The organism is Colwellia marinimaniae (genome assembly GCF_002207865.1).
Lineage (GTDB): Bacteria > Pseudomonadota > Gammaproteobacteria > Enterobacterales > Alteromonadaceae > Colwellia > Colwellia marinimaniae.
Genome location: NZ_BDQM01000036.1, coordinates 1 through 15,190 on the forward strand (window position 1 = coordinate 1; position 15,190 = coordinate 15,190).

Consider the following 15,190-nt stretch of genomic DNA (forward strand, 5'->3'; position numbering starts at 1 on the left):
TGACATTGCTCTAGCACTAGGAGGGTTAAAGGCATGCGCGGATGCACAATTCAGATAAAGAAATGGGGATCCCTCAGCCATGGATGGGTTTACGCGTATCGCTTGTTTACTCAACAACACTAAACTACAACAGAGCCGATAAAGTATGATTCAGCTAAAGGTGATGTTTGCTATTAATGAACCCCTTGAGGTTAAAATAGTTAATTTTTGATATACTTCACATCAAAAATCGCTTGCTCACCGTCAACCGAAACAGTGGTTATTTCAACATTAAAAATAGTGTAACTTGCACCGGCTTTTAGCGCGTAGCTGTCATTGAATAGATCTTGATCAGGGTCTAGCAATGTTGAGCTTGCTGGATACTCAGACATTTTTGCTGGGGTTCTTTCATTGGTATAGTGAATTTGAATACCTTGGCTATGCTCGACTAATAATGGATGTTTAAGGGGTTCATCATAACTATTACCGGCATGATAACTCAGGTATAAATAACCACCTTCAACTTTTACTTTAGCAAGGGTTTTCCCTTGTGTACTGTAAATGTCATTAATAATGACGGCCTCACTGCTGCTATCAATAGTGTGAATATCATTACTATCTATCCAACCCAAAAGCTCTCGTGATGATGGTGCTAAACCAAGACTAAAAGCTTTTGAGCCCATAATACTAAATAGATCACCATAATTAACGGCCGGCCAATAACCTTTTTTCAAGTGTGTTGCTAACGTTTTGAAAATACTTTTATCAACATTATATCTATTTATGCCATCGTCATGATTCAAAAGCCCCAGCAGGTGAAAAATCTCATGCGTAGTGCTCTTTTCACTGGATGTCAGTGGTGCTTGCTCTTGAGTATAGAACTCAGACATAATACTGGGATTGTTACGGAGTATCTCGAGTTCAGCCCACGGTCTATCGGTAGAATCTATGTCGAGATAAAGCGCTTCATTAAAATCATCGTCATTCATATTCGTTGTGGCGTAATGATAACCGTCTAGCCCTTTATCACCTTGCTTAAGGTTAAAGCCCGGCTCGAAATTGCTAGCAAAAGGCTGGTGCCAAATCTCGTCATCATAGAAGGTAAAAATCATACTATGGTAATCGTCGATGTTTATATTTTCAGGAATATTAAGGTAATGGGTAGCTATTGTAGGTAAGAAGAAAGATTCACATTTATTGGTATCGCCAAGTTTTTCGGTAAATGAAAAATCTGGTTCGGCGCTAACTGATTGACCTTCTTTATTCTCATCATACCAAGTGCGTGCTAGGGGCATCATCACCGTTAGATCACACTTGCTGGATAAATCAGCCGCATTATCTAGATAAACATTACTTAAAGCCGTTTGGCTTAATCTGATTGTTCTCATTTGTTCACGAGATACTGTCATCGGCTCTAAATGAACAACATCAAATTTGACTTTATGTTTGCCGTTAGACAAGTAATTAACATAAGCTGCAACACTGTGGTAATGTTGGTCGATATCCGCCTGGTTAATGCTCGTTTCACTGTCTGCATAGGTTGCACTAAAGACGATGTGCTTAGTGACTATTTTACCCGCTTCATTGGTGATAACGATGTTAAACGGCTTAGTGCTTTTCACTTGGCCGTTGAGTGTGGCAATAATTTCAATATCAAAATAGACATATTCAACATTTTTATGAATATTGATAAATGGCTTGGCCAATCCGGTAATAGCGCCATACTTTTCATTAAAGCTTAACCAGTCAGGTTTGTTTTTAATGGTAAAAGTAACGTCGGTATTATTATTCCAGTCAGCAAAATCAGCGCGGTAAGTATATGCCTGACCATCAATAGCATTGGTGATAGGTTTATCACTGATAGCAACAGCAGTTTCAGGAGTAGCAGTGGATTTTTTTTCGCCGCCACAACCAGAAATGCATAGCGTTAACACCAACAAGAATAGTGTTAAAATAGTTCTTGGTATATTCATCAGTAAACTGTTTCCTGTATAACCTGAATTGGGATAATGAAGGTTATTGCTTAAATTGGCTGGCCAATGGTTATAATTTTAGCGTTTTATCGTTAAAGGAAATTGCTTTATCAACGACAGACAATTGACCTTTTCAAAAAAAACAGGGTAATCATCAAGGTATATTCGATCGATTTTGACGCCCTACTTTTTTTAAGGCGCGCAAGATAGCACAAATAATTGGGTGATGCAATTTTAGATAAAATGGTTTTTATCTATAAAAACCATCACGTGAGCTGGTTTGAGGTCAGTTGAGTAACTATATTAATGTCGGTTACCCTTGGAGTAATAGACATAATAGTGGGGCGTAGCTCTTGCAAGAAAACATTTATTTTTATTTATAAAAACCACTAAGTAAAACTGGTTCGAGGTCGATTAGAGTAAGTATGATGAATTTAAGCAATAACACAGACTTCTAGAGCTAGTGGCTATTTAGCTTTTGCGCGCAAGCGCCTTAGAGTAGCTATGTTAATTTTAACGATCATTGAAATAGTCGACATAAGAATGAGCATAACTATTGCAACAAAATGTAAGCAATTAAAATTCACACCTCAATGAATCTTCTAGTTTATATAAGCCGACATTATCTAAAGGGTGTATTGGTTAAAATATTTACATGATCGAGAAAAAATACTTAATCCTTAGATCTAGCTAACACATTGCCTATTACTAGCGGATATAGCCTACTGATTCTGATATCATCTTAAGCATTGATTCTGAACTATTGGATACTGCTCAAATATGATTACACTTTATGGCATTAAGAATTGCGATACCGTGAGAAAAGCAACTAAATGGCTTGCTGAAAATAACATAACACATCAACTTTATGATTTTAAGAAACAACCGTTAACTGCCGAATTATTAACACAATTTGTTAAGCAAAGTGATTGGTCTTTATTATTAAACAAACGCAGTACCACCTTTCGTAACCTGCCTGACGAGATAAAAAACAATTTAACAGATGAAGTTATGTTTGCCGCTGTGCTTGCGCAACCTACGTTACTTAAGAGACCACTGCTACCATTGAATGATGAACTAAACCTCGGTTTTAAAGCTGAACAGTATCAAAATATTTTCGAAACAAATAAGTAAAACAGACAGTAAAGATCAACATTTAAAAGCCATGTCTTTATAGTCATGTATTAAAAATTAACTAAAGGTAGTTCTTGTGAGTCAAACTGAACAAAAATATGAAAGCGCCGTTATTAAACTGGCAATAGATCTTATGAGTAGAGCTTCAGTTACCCCTGAAGATGCAGGTTGTCAAAAACTGATGGCAGAGCGCCTTGCTAAACTTGGCTTTAATAATGAAACAATGATTTTTGCTGATACCACTAACCTTTGGTCACGCCGAGACGGTAGCCTGGGCCCAGACAATAAGAAAAACACGGGTAAAATAAACAATGATTTAGTTTTTTGTTTTGCTGGCCACACCGATGTGGTGCCGGCAGGTAACCTTGAACTATGGCATACGCCGCCCTTTGAGCCAACAATAATTGATGGCATGTTATATGGCCGTGGCGCAGCAGATATGAAAGGTAGCCTAGCGGCAATGATAGTGGCGACCGAGCGTTTTGTGCACGACCACCCAGATCATCAAGGGGCAATCACTTACTTAATCACCAGTGATGAAGAAGGACCCTTTATCAATGGCACCACTCGAGTTATCGATACCCTAGAAGCACGCAATGAAAAAATCACTTATTGTATTGTCGGTGAGCCTTCTAGTACTCATGCTGTTGGCGATGTCGTAAAAAATGGTCGCCGTGGTTCAATTACTGCTGAAGTAGTCATTAAGGGTAAACAAGGTCACGTTGCCTATCCTGAGCATGTCAGAAACCCGATTCATTTAGCTATGCCCGCATTAACAGAGCTCAGCCAAATAGAGTGGGATCAGGGCAATGAATATTTCCCAGCGACTAGCTTTCAATTATCAAATATTAATGCGGGTACAGGTGCCAGTAATGTTGTCCCTGGGCATTTAACGGCATTATTTAATTTACGCTATAGCACAGAATTAACCGATCAAATGATTGTTGAGCAAGTCGAGTCAATCCTTAACAAACATCAACTGGATTATGAGATAAAGTGGACTTTTAATGGTAAACCTTTTATTACCAAGCATGCTAACTCTGAACACGGTTTTCTCCATGCCGTTAGCCAAGCCATACTCTCTGTTACCGGTAAAAAAACCCAACTTTCTACCGCAGGTGGCACTTCAGATGGGCGTTTTATCGCGCCAACGGGTGCCCAAGTGATTGAACTAGGACCATGTAACGCCACTATTCATCAAGTTAATGAGTCTGTTTCTTGTCACGATTTAGAACAACTCGTTGATATATATTATCACTGCTTGGTTAATGTTTTATGCACACACAAAAACATTAATGGCTAACGTCTTTAGTTATAAGGTGTCATTTAACCATGCCTACTAGCAATGAAAGCCATTCCGCTCAAGTACTCGGTCAAACCGAGCAACACCTGTATTATCTCAATGAGCGGGTGGCCATTCACCAAGAAATGAAAAATGCCTTTAATGCTTTAGTTGCTGCGGCTAACACCGCTAATATTGACTTAAGCATTGCCAGTGGCTTTCGATCTTTTGACCGACAGCTTATGTTATGGAACAATAAGTTTTCTGGAAAAACACCGATTAAGAATATTGCCGGAGAAAGTATTTTAGCCGCGAGTTTATCACCACTTGAGTTGACCCACAGTATTTTACTTTATTCCGCCCTACCCGGCGCTAGTAGGCACCATTGGGGCTGTGACATTGATGTTTACGCGCCAAATTTGCTAGCTGATGACTATCAACTACAGCTTGAACCATGGGAATATAGTGCCCAAGGGCCTTTAGCAAAATTATCTGCTTGGTTGGTTAAATACGCCCATCAATTTGGCTTTTTCCTGCCTTATGCTAGCTTCCAAGGTGGTGTTGCCAGTGAGCCTTGGCATTTATCTTACGCACCATTAGCACAACAATATCAGCAAGCTTTTGATATTGAACGGTTAGCCAAGGCATTAAATAACAGCACTATATTGGGCAAGGACGTCATTATTAAAAATTTAGATGACATAGCAAAGCGTTATATTAATAATGTCTGTGCTGCGCCGACAAATGTTATACTCACTAAACAGTAAGCTGAGAGATATTACTTAGCATTAACTAACTTAACAAACTTATTAAGAGGCATTCCAATGGACAATGGCGTAGCTATTTTCATGATAGTAATAGCGCTAGCTATTATCATAGGTAACTTGAGTACCCTGCAAAAAAACGCTAAACAAAAAATGCGCAAACACAATTTAAATGACTTAAAAGAAACCCTGCCAAGAAGTAACAAAAGTGCTCATAAATTGGCAACATATGAAAAAAACAAGCCCTAAAGAGCTGACAAATTCAAGACATAAAAAAACTCCACGGTGTGGAGTTTTTTATGTCGACTTAGCTCTGTCTTATTTCGACAAAGAGCGGGTAAACTTTATCGTAACAACTATATTAAAAAACGTTTCTAAACGATAAACCTTGCTCGAATACCGGGAAAATTCGCTCTAAGGTTGCTAACGGTAACGGCTCTCCGGCAGCATTATATATGGTTACTGCGGTTTTTTGATTAAGTTCATCCAGAGGCGCTAAAACAAATTGGTAGTTGGCATCATTAACATCGATAACCGGTACATCTTGACCCCAAATACTATCCCAAACACTACTATCAGGTTTAACAAAGTCGACATAGTAAATTTTCTTATCTTCGTTTAAATCGCTAATGGTAAAACCATGTTTTTCGAAGAATAAAGGCATATTGTCCCATAAGTCGTCTAAGCCCATCTCAACAACATAGCCGGCTTCTTCTTCAATGTTTTGTCCTATTGTTACTAGCTTTTGATTGGCACGAGTTAAGCGATCCGAGCGCTGTTGAAGACGGTAATTATAATCAACAGCGGCAATTAGCTCATTAAGCATAGCTTTTTCAGCACGTTGCTTATCAATGGGATCCATGCTTTTGCTACCACCGGTTTCATCCGTTTGTAAAAAATCAACTAATGAAACACGTAATGAGACACTGCGACCATGAGGTTTAGCTAATAATTGATAGCGGAAACGTAAACTCTTGGAAAATTGTATGTCGGTATAAATCCAACCAACATCAACCTCATTATGATACCAATCTGATTCTATGATGGCCGTCTTAATGCCTTCACGCTTAATACTGGTTTCTTTTAAGCTGGTCGCCCCCTCAATGACTTTACTTAAGGTAACCTCAACATCTTCTTCAATATAGTTATAGGTGATTTTGTCTTCAACTAACTTTTCTATGACAACTTTTTCGATAAATTCCAATAAATCTTTATCTTCTAAAACCTTATCAAACCAAATAATCGCGACAGTAGACTCATCAACAACTCTTGAAGAGGCGGCAACAGGCATAACCAGTGAAGGTGCTCGAATATCCATATCTTCACCAATAGGGCCTTGATGATTTATTTTATCGGAGACAAAGAAGTCCTGCGCTTGTTTGGGTTTATTCAAATTGGCAGGAATCACTAGAGCGTTAGCTTCAGGTTTATACTGATAAGCAAAGCTCCCCTGCGCTTGTTTATTATTAACAGAACCACAAGCTGTTAGTGACAAGGCTAACAGTGATAAATAAAATACTCTACAACTCATTAAAACTCCTGTGGCTTAGGTTATTGATAGTCAAAACCCAACTAAGCTCACTAAAAAACTAAAATAGGGCTAAACATTGCGCCCCATGGTACTTGGCTGATTTTACAAACACAAGTTATATGACCACAAAAATGTAAGATGATTCCAACTTTAATCATGATCAGTTACAATACGTCTTTATTGACAACTTAGGCGTAATGAATGTCACAATATTTAGTACTAACCGCAATGGGATCGGACCGAACAGGTTGTGTTAGTGAGTTAACTAAATTAGCAAGTGAATGCGAATGTAATATATTGGACAGCCGAATGGCCCTTTTTGGCTCTGAATTTACCTTCATTATGTTACTTAATGGTGAAAGCAGAGCAATTAATAAGATTGAAGCGAGGATCCCTAAACTTGCTCATACTTTAGATTTAATTACTATGATGAAGCGAACATCTGGTCATAGAACCTTTAACTTGGTACAACACTACCAAGCTGAATATTGTGGTATTGATCAACCGGGTATTTTAAAAGCAATGACCGCCTTTTTTGCCACACGAAAAATAGACATTTCTTCGTTGAAATCAGCTATAGATCCCAAAACTAACCATATGAGTGCCAAGATATTATTTGCTTTAACGGAGAAAATTAGTATTGATGAGATTGAGCGTGACTTCTTAGAGCTTTGTCAGCAAACTGACGTCCAAGGCTGTATTAAAAAAGCCAATACTAACTTATTATAGTAATAAGCATAGCGTTCAATGAGTAAGACATAGTTACCCTTAAAATCAAGTAAATGACTTTCATCCCTTTTTAACAGTGAGTTTATAATGAATACTCTAAACGTTGGTGATACCGCGCCACTATTTACCCTAGCTAATGAAAATGATGAGTCAGTATCATTAGCTGATTATATCGGCAAAAAACAGGTGCTAGTATATTTCTACCCGAAAGCAATGACTCCGGGTTGTACCGTGCAAGCACAAGGTCTACGTGATATTAAAGCTGAGCTGAATGAATTAAACACGGTTGTTTTTGGTATCAGCCCTGACGAAGTAAAGCGCTTAACTAAATTCTGCCAACGGGATGAACTAAACTTCTCCTTGTTAGCTGATGTTGATCACCAAGTAGCCGAGCAATTTGGTGTTTGGGGTTTAAAGAAGTTTATGGGCAGAGAGTACGACGGCATTCATCGTTTAAGCTTTTTAATTGGCCTTGATGGCAAGATCAGCCACGTTTTTAATAAATTCAAAACTAAAGAACATCACGATGTGGTTTTAGCTGTATTAAACGAGTTAAGTCAGTAACTTAATAGCTAGTTACCGTAAGCGTTAAAGGTGCTTGCCCTTAAAGTAAAAAAGAATAGCCCTAAGCTAAATAATATTAGCTTAGGGCTTTTTAGTTATTGCTATTGAATTAACACTATTAAGTTAAGTACTATTAATTTAGCTAGCAATGAATAAAATACCTTACTAAGGTATTTAGTCCATTGACTTGATACGTGCCGCTAAGTAACCCGCATAGTCTGGAATTTCAATAGCACTCTCTTCGGTCATCAGCTCCGAGTCCATCAAAAAATTAGCGGTAGATTTATTAGTCGCTACCGGAATATTCCATACCGCGGCTAATCTTAACAGTGCTTTAACATCAGGATCATGGGGTACCGCATCAAGCGGGTCCCAGAAAAATATTAGCACATCAATCTCCCCTTCTGCGATTAATGCACCAAGTTGTTGATCGCCACCCATGGGCCCTGACAACAGACACTTTATCGGTAAAGCAATGGCGCTGCTCAATAAATAACCCGTAGTGCCAGTAGCAAATAAATGGTGGAATTTTAAATCCTCACTACGATTTTTCGCCCAAGCAATTAAATCGGCTTTTTTATTATCATGGGCCACTAGTGCCATGCGTTTATGCGCTGGCATCATTCGTTGGGTGTACAATAATTCCATTTTAGTTCCTTTAACTAGCGAGGATTTTTTGCAATTATTTCCATTATTTTACAGTTCAGGGGCTTCATTTGTCTCGTCTGTTTCGGGCACTGAAGGCCAAGCATTAATGACAGCTTTTACCAGCGTTGCTAAAGGGATGGCAAAAAACACCCCCCAGAAGCCCCATAAACCACCAAAAAATATCACCGCGATAATAATAACAACTGGATGAAGGTTAACCGCTTCAGAGAAAAGTAAAGGCACAATAACATTACCATCGATTGCTTGAATTATGCCATAGGCAAGCATAACGTAGCCAAATTCACTGCCAAAGCCAAATTGGAAAAGCGCGACTAACATGACCGGAAAAGTAACAACCGTTGCTCCCACATAAGGGACCAGTACCGACAAACCAACCAAAACACCTAATAATAATGCATATTGCAAATCAAGAAACATAAAAGCTATGGTCGTTGCTGTGCCAACAATAATAATTTCAATCACTTTACCACGGATATAATTTAAAATTTGTTGGTTCATTTCTTTACTTACTTTCTTTGCCATGCGGCGTTCTTTAGGTAAGAAATACGCGACGCTGTTCATTAATTCAATTTTATCTTTTAAGAAGAAAAACATCATTAAGGGAACAAGAATTAAATAAACCATTAAAGCGACAATGTCAGAAATAGAGTTTAATGACGCTTTCAGCGCGACCTGACCCCATTCAAGTAGATTATCATTGACCATAACAATAAAGCTTTCAATTTGAGACTCATGTACTAGTTCTGGGTACTTTTCTGGTAGGGTCAATAAATACACCTGTCCTTGAGTGATCATATTAGGGACTTCTTGCAATAAATTACTGCTTTGCGTCCAAATAATGGGCATAAGTCCCAAAACCGCCAATAAGGCAAAGCCAATAAAAGCCACGATCACTACTATCGTGGCACTCAAACGTGACATCGAGCTATGCATCAGTTTATTAACCGGAAGATCTAATAAAAAGGCTAAGGAGATAGCAACAAAGACCGGCATTAATAAACTACTAAATAAAGCAATAAACAAGGCAATACATATTAAAATGACAACGAGGGTTACGGCATGGGGATCTGAAAATTTACGGGTATACCAATCACTGAATAACTTAAACATAACGTCCTATTTTTTATTTTGCTTAGCCAAGAGGCTGTTGCTCTTGCTTAATTTTATATACTAATACTGATCTCTACCGTACCATTACCAAGATTTTTTTTACTGTGTTGATAGCCCTGTTTATCTAACAGCTTAGGGATGTCATTTAATGAGCCGACATCATTTATACGAATGATACACTCATCACCCACCTGCATTTTTTTTAACAATAAACGCAGGTTAATTAAAGGTAGCGGACACTTTTCGCCTATACCATCATATTTATAAATCATCTAATTATAAAAACAGCGCTTTAGTTTAATTCACTAATTTGCGACAATTAATCCATGGTACTAATTAAAGTTATCATAGCGTACCTCTATAGGTATGTCCTATGTATAAACAACTTAAATACTAGGAATATTCACTAAATGAGTTCATTAGGCCCAGAAGCTAGCTTAAAAGAAATTAATGCTTATAAAAAACAAATCAATTGGGGCGACGTCTCTACGATTTACCATATATTTTCTTCTTCTTTAGGGGATTTAGATGGCATACTTACCCATGGTTTTGATAGTGCCTACAAAGAAGTATTAAAGCCAAACACATGGAATTTAGCCCTATTAGGTGCAAGTAAAAGTTTTGATGGTGCTATGCAAGTAAAAAACAAAGCACAAATTAGCTTACGGCATGAATTTAATGATATGGGTTATGAGTTACATTGTTACCCAGTTGTTGATGGCGAAAATGTCACTCAAAACATGATTAATCAAGGCAACTGCCCTTTTCATACTTGGCTACCCGAAAAAACACAAATGCTTTTTCGCATAAATAGCTTAGTCGCCTTTGCAATATACTGCTTCCAAAGCGGTGACGAAGCCGATAAAGCGTTATTAAAGTTTGCCCATGACAAAGTCGAAACGTTAATTGCAACATTAAGCGAATCTTTTCAAATTATTGCGGTCAAAGGTTATAGTATTGCCGAGTTTTATCAAGAAATCGCCAATAAAAATGGTAATATCCTTAGCCAAGAAAGCTAAGTAGGTAAAATCACCTTTTAATCACCATGTATATTTCGATCATAAATGTAGGATGTAATATTGTTTAACCTAAAACCCATGCTTATCGCATTATTGCTGACATTAGGTACTGCTGTGGCGACGAGCTTTAATGCCAGTGCTATTAATAACTATAACAATAAAAATAAATTACCCGATATTGGCATTTCAGCCTATAGCGTTTTATCTATAGATAAAGAGCTACAAATTGGCCAGGCGATGATGCGCCAATTACGGGCTTCACAGCCATTAATTCAAGACCCGGTTCTACTTGAATACATTAATCACTTAGGTAATACCTTGGTGAAAAATGCCCAAGGGGTTAATTATGCCTTTGAATTTTTTATCATCAATAATAATGAATTGAACGCTTTTGCCTTTTTTGGCGGCCATGTAGGCATTCATAGTGGTTTAATTACCACAGCGGATACAGAGAGTGAGCTAGCGTCTGTTATTGCCCATGAAATATCTCACGTTACCCAACGCCATCTAGCCCGCCGACTTGAGTCACAAAGCCAAACTCAAAGTTTAACTATGGCTGCTATGTTATCCAGTGTATTACTGACCTTAATCAACCCCACCGTTGGTATGGCAGCGCTTAGCGCTAGTATGGCTGCGACACAACAGGCAAGTATCAACTACACTCGAGGTAATGAAAAAGAAGCCGATAGAGTCGGTATCACTTTGTTAGCCAATAGTGGTTTTAATCCACAAGGCGCATCCAATTTCTTTAGCAAGATGTCAGCAAAATACCGCTATGCCAGTAAGCCGCCAGCCATGCTGCTAACCCACCCCTTACCTGAATCGCGCATCGCTGATGCTAGGCAACGGGCATTAAATTATCCAGCCAGGCCTTTGCCACCCAGTTTAGACTTTGAACTCACTAAGGCGAGATTGAAAGCAAGATACCAGGGCGATGCCAAGTCAAATATTATTTATTATCAACATCAATTAAAGAAAAATCGCTATGCGATAAAAGCCGCGGCACAGTACGGTTTAGCCTTATCGTATTTTGAAAATAAACAAACGAAACAAGCATTACAACTTTTAGAAACATTAAAACAACAGGACAACAATAATCTATTTTATATTGATGCCTTAACGGATGTGTATTTAGCAAATGACCAAGCATCATCAGCCATTAAGATGCTTGAGCAATTAAATTTATTTATGCCCAATAACCAAGTGGTGAGTTTAAACTACGCCAACGCCCTACTTTCGGTAAAAAATTATGATCTCGCTGCGGAAATACTGCAGGACTTTTTATTGGTCAATCCAGGTAACTTTATCGCTTATGATATATTAACCACCTTATATCGTTCACAAGGAAAAAAGGGTTTAATGCACATGAATAAAGCAGAGGTCTATGCCTTGTTAGGTGCATACGCCAAGGCTGCCGATGAGTTACAAACCGGTTATACTTTTCTTGAAGATCAGCCTTTAATACAAAAAAGGATAAAGGCCCGTATTTTACAATTTCAAGAACAAGAGAATCGCTTAAAACGCTTATAAGCCATTTATCGTGTCAACATTTCTGCCTGTTAGCATTTTTATAGCAGGCTATTTTAAAGGTAACCCTATGTATACTATTTATCACAATCCAAGATGCTCAAAAAGTCGTCAAACACTGGCTTTACTTGAAGAGCAGGTGCAACAGACAAAGCAAGCAGTCACTATCATTGAGTACTTAAAATCACCCCTTGATCATGAGCAAATTAAACAGCTACTCGCGCAACTTAATTGCTCCGCTATTGAGATGATGCGTACCAAAGAAGCTGAGTTTACTGAACAAAACTTAAAAGGTGCTAGTGAAGACGAGCTAATTAACGCCATGGCAAACACGGCCAAGCTAGTTGAGCGCCCTATTGTAACCGACGGTAGCAAGGCTATTATTGGTCGCCCTCCTGAAAATGTCTTAAGTTTTTTTAAAGGCTAAATGTCAATTATCCACCATTACCAATAAGTAACCCAATGAATAAACAAATGTTTTCAACCGACACCTACAAAAAAATAGCCTTGGCGGGCTATTTTTCATTACTTTTATTTATGCCATTATGGTTAATAGTACTCAGCCCTAGTGAAAGTTTAAGTACGTCAACGTCTTTATTGATGTTTACTCTACCGTTATTATTACCATTAAAAGGTATGTTACAAGGCAACCCTTTTACCTATGCTTGGTCTAATTTTATTGTTTTAATCTACTTTTTACATAGCTTAACCACACTTTGGGTATTGCCAGCAGACAGAATATGGGCGATATTAGAGTTGATTTTTGCTAGTGCAATGTTTTTTGGTGCTAGTTATTACGCTAAATTCCGTGGTCAAGAGCTTGGGTTGAGTATACGAAAAAAGAAAGAAGACAAATAGCTCAACGCTTAATCACGCTGCAATAACAAGGAAGATGTCAATGCGATTAAATTTTGTCAAGATCAACTTACTGCTATCAATGTCACTAGTCACTTTATTAACGGCTTGTGATAGTAACTCCAATCGGATCCAAACGGATTACTCACTCAATAGCATAGTACAGCTTGATGAAAGACAAAATATCAATCAAAGCATTGATCTTCTTCTTCATTTTCCCTATGACACTGTCAGTAATATTCGCTGGCAACAATTAACTGGTGAGCCAGTAACCCTGTTAGCAAAGACAAGTAAAGTTATCTCTTTTACTCCGACAAGCGCCGGCAGTTATAGCTTTAGCGTCTCTTTTACCCTAAACGATAACCTGACACAAACCTTAGAGAAGAATATTACTGTCAGTGATGATTACCATGCAATCACTGCCCGCTTATCTCATACCGCCTTAACAGGGAATAAAGTCTCATTTCGCACTGAAATACAGCTATCGATAGACGCCAGCACTCTGATATGGCAGCAAATAGAGGGACCTAGTGTCACGTTAACAACAGACAATAGTAAGGGAGCCTTAACAATATTCTTTGATGCACCTAAGGTTAGTTTTGATACCATTATTGCTTTTAATGTCTCAGCAACTGACGCTAACACTAATATAACCTATCACGACCAAGTGGCGGTATTAGTCGAGCCCGCTGACGCGATTAGGAGCAATGCTTATTTTTCCGATCGTAAAGCCAATGTTTTCGCCTATAACGCCAATAGCCCTTACGCTGAAAATTTAGTTCATTGCGTGTATGACAATAGCTTAAGCAGCTCTTGTACCCTAGCTCAAACACCGTTACTTGCTGAGGAAGTAAATGACTCGTCGGCGACACCTTCTGTGGCAAGCATTATGGACAGAGTGCTGGTATCTCATCAGTGGATGGGTGATAGGTTTAAAGATTTTTTAACAAATAATGATGACAATGACGATATAAAAAACTTATTAAGGGCTACCACGGCGATTGTTATCGCTTATGATATTCGCCCTTCTTTTTATTGGGCTGCCACGGGCGCAATATATTTAGATGCAGAAAATTTCTGGTTAAGCCCCCAAGAGCGAGATACCATAAATGAGGCCGCCGATTTTAGAGCCGACTTTGGTAATGATTTACAATTTGTTATGCCTTGGCGTTATATTAAAGATAATGCCTATGCGAGCCAAAGCTTTAGTAAGTCGGCACGAGTAACTCGTACAGCAACAGCGGCTTTATATCGCTTAACGTCCTTAATGTATCATGAACTTGCCCATGCTAATGACTTCTTCCCCAGTAATGAGTGGTATGTTCATCATAGTGACCAACGTGTGCTTGATGCGGCCCTTAGTACTGATTTTGAATCCGATGAACTTGCTCTTGCTCTACCATTAGCCAGCCAAGAAATGCGTAATTTAGCACAAGTTAGCTTTGCCGGTGAAACAGCCAACTCAACACAAAAGAATTACTTACCTACTGACATTGAAAGCTTCTTTAGCCCAGACAGAGCGACAGATTATTATGCTTATTCAAGTAAACGTGAAGATTACGCCATGTTATTTGAAGAGTTAATGATGCAAAACCGCTTTGGCGTTATTCGCGATGTTGCCATCACCAACCAACCTTCTGGCAATAATATTTCCGCTGCTGATTATATCGTCACTTGGGGGCAACGTGGCCGGATTGGCGACGATAAATTAACAGAACGAGTACTTTTTAGTGCCAGTAGGGTATTAGCTGAATTTGACAGTCAAGCCGCCATAAACTTAGTACCAGCTCCCATAACCATGGTTGTCGGGGATAGTTGGTTGGATAATTTAACCATCAGCCCAAGCGAACCTAATATGGATAATTTGATGAAACAGCTAAATGGCTATGCTATCCCTCAGCCAGCAACAGAAAAGGCCAGCATTGCGCCGGTAACTGAAACGCTAGAAAACTTTAATCGTTATTACCAAAAACCTTTACCTAATCATTAATAGCAAACGCCTAATTCAATAGCTCTAATGCAATAGGCATAGTTAATAGTTTTAGTCATGCCTA

The 15,190-nt window shown here is 38.5% G+C and carries 15 protein-coding genes; 10 read left to right on the forward strand and 5 right to left on the reverse strand.

Annotated features, from left to right (window positions below; all coding sequences use genetic code 11):
- Positions 1-200 precede the first annotated feature (200 nt).
- Entirely contained in the window at positions 201-1,952 is a 1,752-nt protein-coding gene (locus tag MTCD1_RS15510) for a hypothetical protein (protein WP_057180594.1), read from the reverse strand.
- A gap of 780 nt (positions 1,953-2,732) precedes the next feature.
- On the opposite strand from MTCD1_RS15510, the gene MTCD1_RS15515 reads away from it, so the two are divergent.
- The 3 genes from MTCD1_RS15515 (at position 2,733) to MTCD1_RS15525 (ending at position 5,135) form a co-directional block, all read left to right on the forward strand.
- Positions 2,733-3,086 carry a Spx/MgsR family RNA polymerase-binding regulatory protein gene (locus tag MTCD1_RS15515; RefSeq protein WP_057180593.1) on the forward strand — a complete coding sequence of 118 codons (354 nt, stop codon included), beginning with the start codon at positions 2,733-2,735 and terminating at the stop codon, positions 3,084-3,086.
- Between the two features lie 76 nt (positions 3,087-3,162).
- Positions 3,163-4,389, forward strand: coding sequence for a succinyl-diaminopimelate desuccinylase (dapE, locus tag MTCD1_RS15520; protein WP_082606463.1), 1,227 nt, complete (start codon positions 3,163-3,165; stop codon positions 4,387-4,389).
- 29 nt (positions 4,390-4,418) lie between these two features.
- Positions 4,419-5,135: a M15 family metallopeptidase gene (locus MTCD1_RS15525; protein ID WP_057180591.1), complete on the forward strand. Its 717-nt coding sequence runs from the start codon at positions 4,419-4,421 to the stop codon at positions 5,133-5,135.
- 358 nt (positions 5,136-5,493) lie between these two features.
- On the opposite strand, the gene bamC is transcribed toward MTCD1_RS15525, so the two are convergent.
- Positions 5,494-6,663 carry an NlpB/DapX family lipoprotein gene (gene bamC, locus MTCD1_RS15535; RefSeq protein ID WP_057180588.1) on the reverse strand — a complete coding sequence of 390 codons (1,170 nt, stop codon included), beginning with the start codon at positions 6,661-6,663 and terminating at the stop codon, positions 5,494-5,496.
- Positions 6,664-6,864: 201 nt separating this feature from the next.
- Here bamC and MTCD1_RS15540 point away from each other — a divergent pair, with 201 nt between their 5' ends.
- The gene (locus MTCD1_RS15540; RefSeq protein WP_057180585.1) at positions 6,865-7,392 is read left to right on the forward strand and encodes a glycine cleavage system transcriptional repressor; all 528 of its coding nucleotides are present in this window, start codon (positions 6,865-6,867) and stop codon (positions 7,390-7,392) included.
- A gap of 87 nt (positions 7,393-7,479) precedes the next feature.
- Entirely contained in the window at positions 7,480-7,956 is a 477-nt protein-coding gene (bcp, locus tag MTCD1_RS15545; protein WP_057180584.1) for a thioredoxin-dependent thiol peroxidase, read from the forward strand.
- A 174-nt stretch (positions 7,957-8,130) separates the two neighbouring features.
- Here the strand turns inward: bcp and MTCD1_RS15550 are convergent, their stop codons facing one another.
- From MTCD1_RS15550 to MTCD1_RS15560, 3 genes are read right to left on the reverse strand one after another with little or no spacing between them, the layout of a single operon-like run.
- Positions 8,131-8,604, reverse strand: a complete 474-nt coding sequence (locus tag MTCD1_RS15550) for a methylglyoxal synthase (RefSeq protein WP_057180581.1) — start codon at positions 8,602-8,604, stop codon at positions 8,131-8,133.
- Between the two features lie 48 nt (positions 8,605-8,652).
- A complete protein-coding gene (locus MTCD1_RS15555; protein WP_057180580.1) occupies positions 8,653-9,735 on the reverse strand; it encodes an AI-2E family transporter in 1,083 nt (360 codons plus the stop codon).
- 53 nt (positions 9,736-9,788) lie between these two features.
- Positions 9,789-10,007: a sulfurtransferase TusA family protein gene (locus MTCD1_RS15560; RefSeq protein ID WP_057180578.1), complete on the reverse strand. Its 219-nt coding sequence runs from the start codon at positions 10,005-10,007 to the stop codon at positions 9,789-9,791.
- Positions 10,008-10,145: 138 nt separating this feature from the next.
- Between MTCD1_RS15560 and MTCD1_RS15565 the strand changes: the two genes are divergently transcribed.
- The 5 genes from MTCD1_RS15565 (at position 10,146) to MTCD1_RS15585 (ending at position 15,126) form a co-directional block, all read left to right on the forward strand.
- Positions 10,146-10,754: a hypothetical protein gene (locus tag MTCD1_RS15565; protein ID WP_057180577.1), complete on the forward strand. Its 609-nt coding sequence runs from the start codon at positions 10,146-10,148 to the stop codon at positions 10,752-10,754.
- A gap of 60 nt (positions 10,755-10,814) precedes the next feature.
- The gene (gene bepA, locus MTCD1_RS15570) at positions 10,815-12,284 is read left to right on the forward strand and encodes a beta-barrel assembly-enhancing protease (RefSeq protein ID WP_231732988.1); all 1,470 of its coding nucleotides are present in this window, start codon (positions 10,815-10,817) and stop codon (positions 12,282-12,284) included.
- 67 nt (positions 12,285-12,351) lie between these two features.
- Positions 12,352-12,708, forward strand: coding sequence for an arsenate reductase (glutaredoxin) (gene arsC / locus MTCD1_RS15575; RefSeq protein ID WP_057180573.1), 357 nt, complete (start codon positions 12,352-12,354; stop codon positions 12,706-12,708).
- Positions 12,709-12,743: 35 nt separating this feature from the next.
- Entirely contained in the window at positions 12,744-13,139 is a 396-nt protein-coding gene (locus MTCD1_RS15580; RefSeq protein WP_057180572.1) for a DUF2069 domain-containing protein, read from the forward strand.
- A gap of 40 nt (positions 13,140-13,179) precedes the next feature.
- On the forward strand, positions 13,180-15,126 hold the full coding sequence (locus tag MTCD1_RS15585) for a hypothetical protein (protein WP_057180570.1): 1,947 nt from the start codon (positions 13,180-13,182) through the stop codon (positions 15,124-15,126).
- Positions 15,127-15,190: the final 64 nt, after the last annotated feature.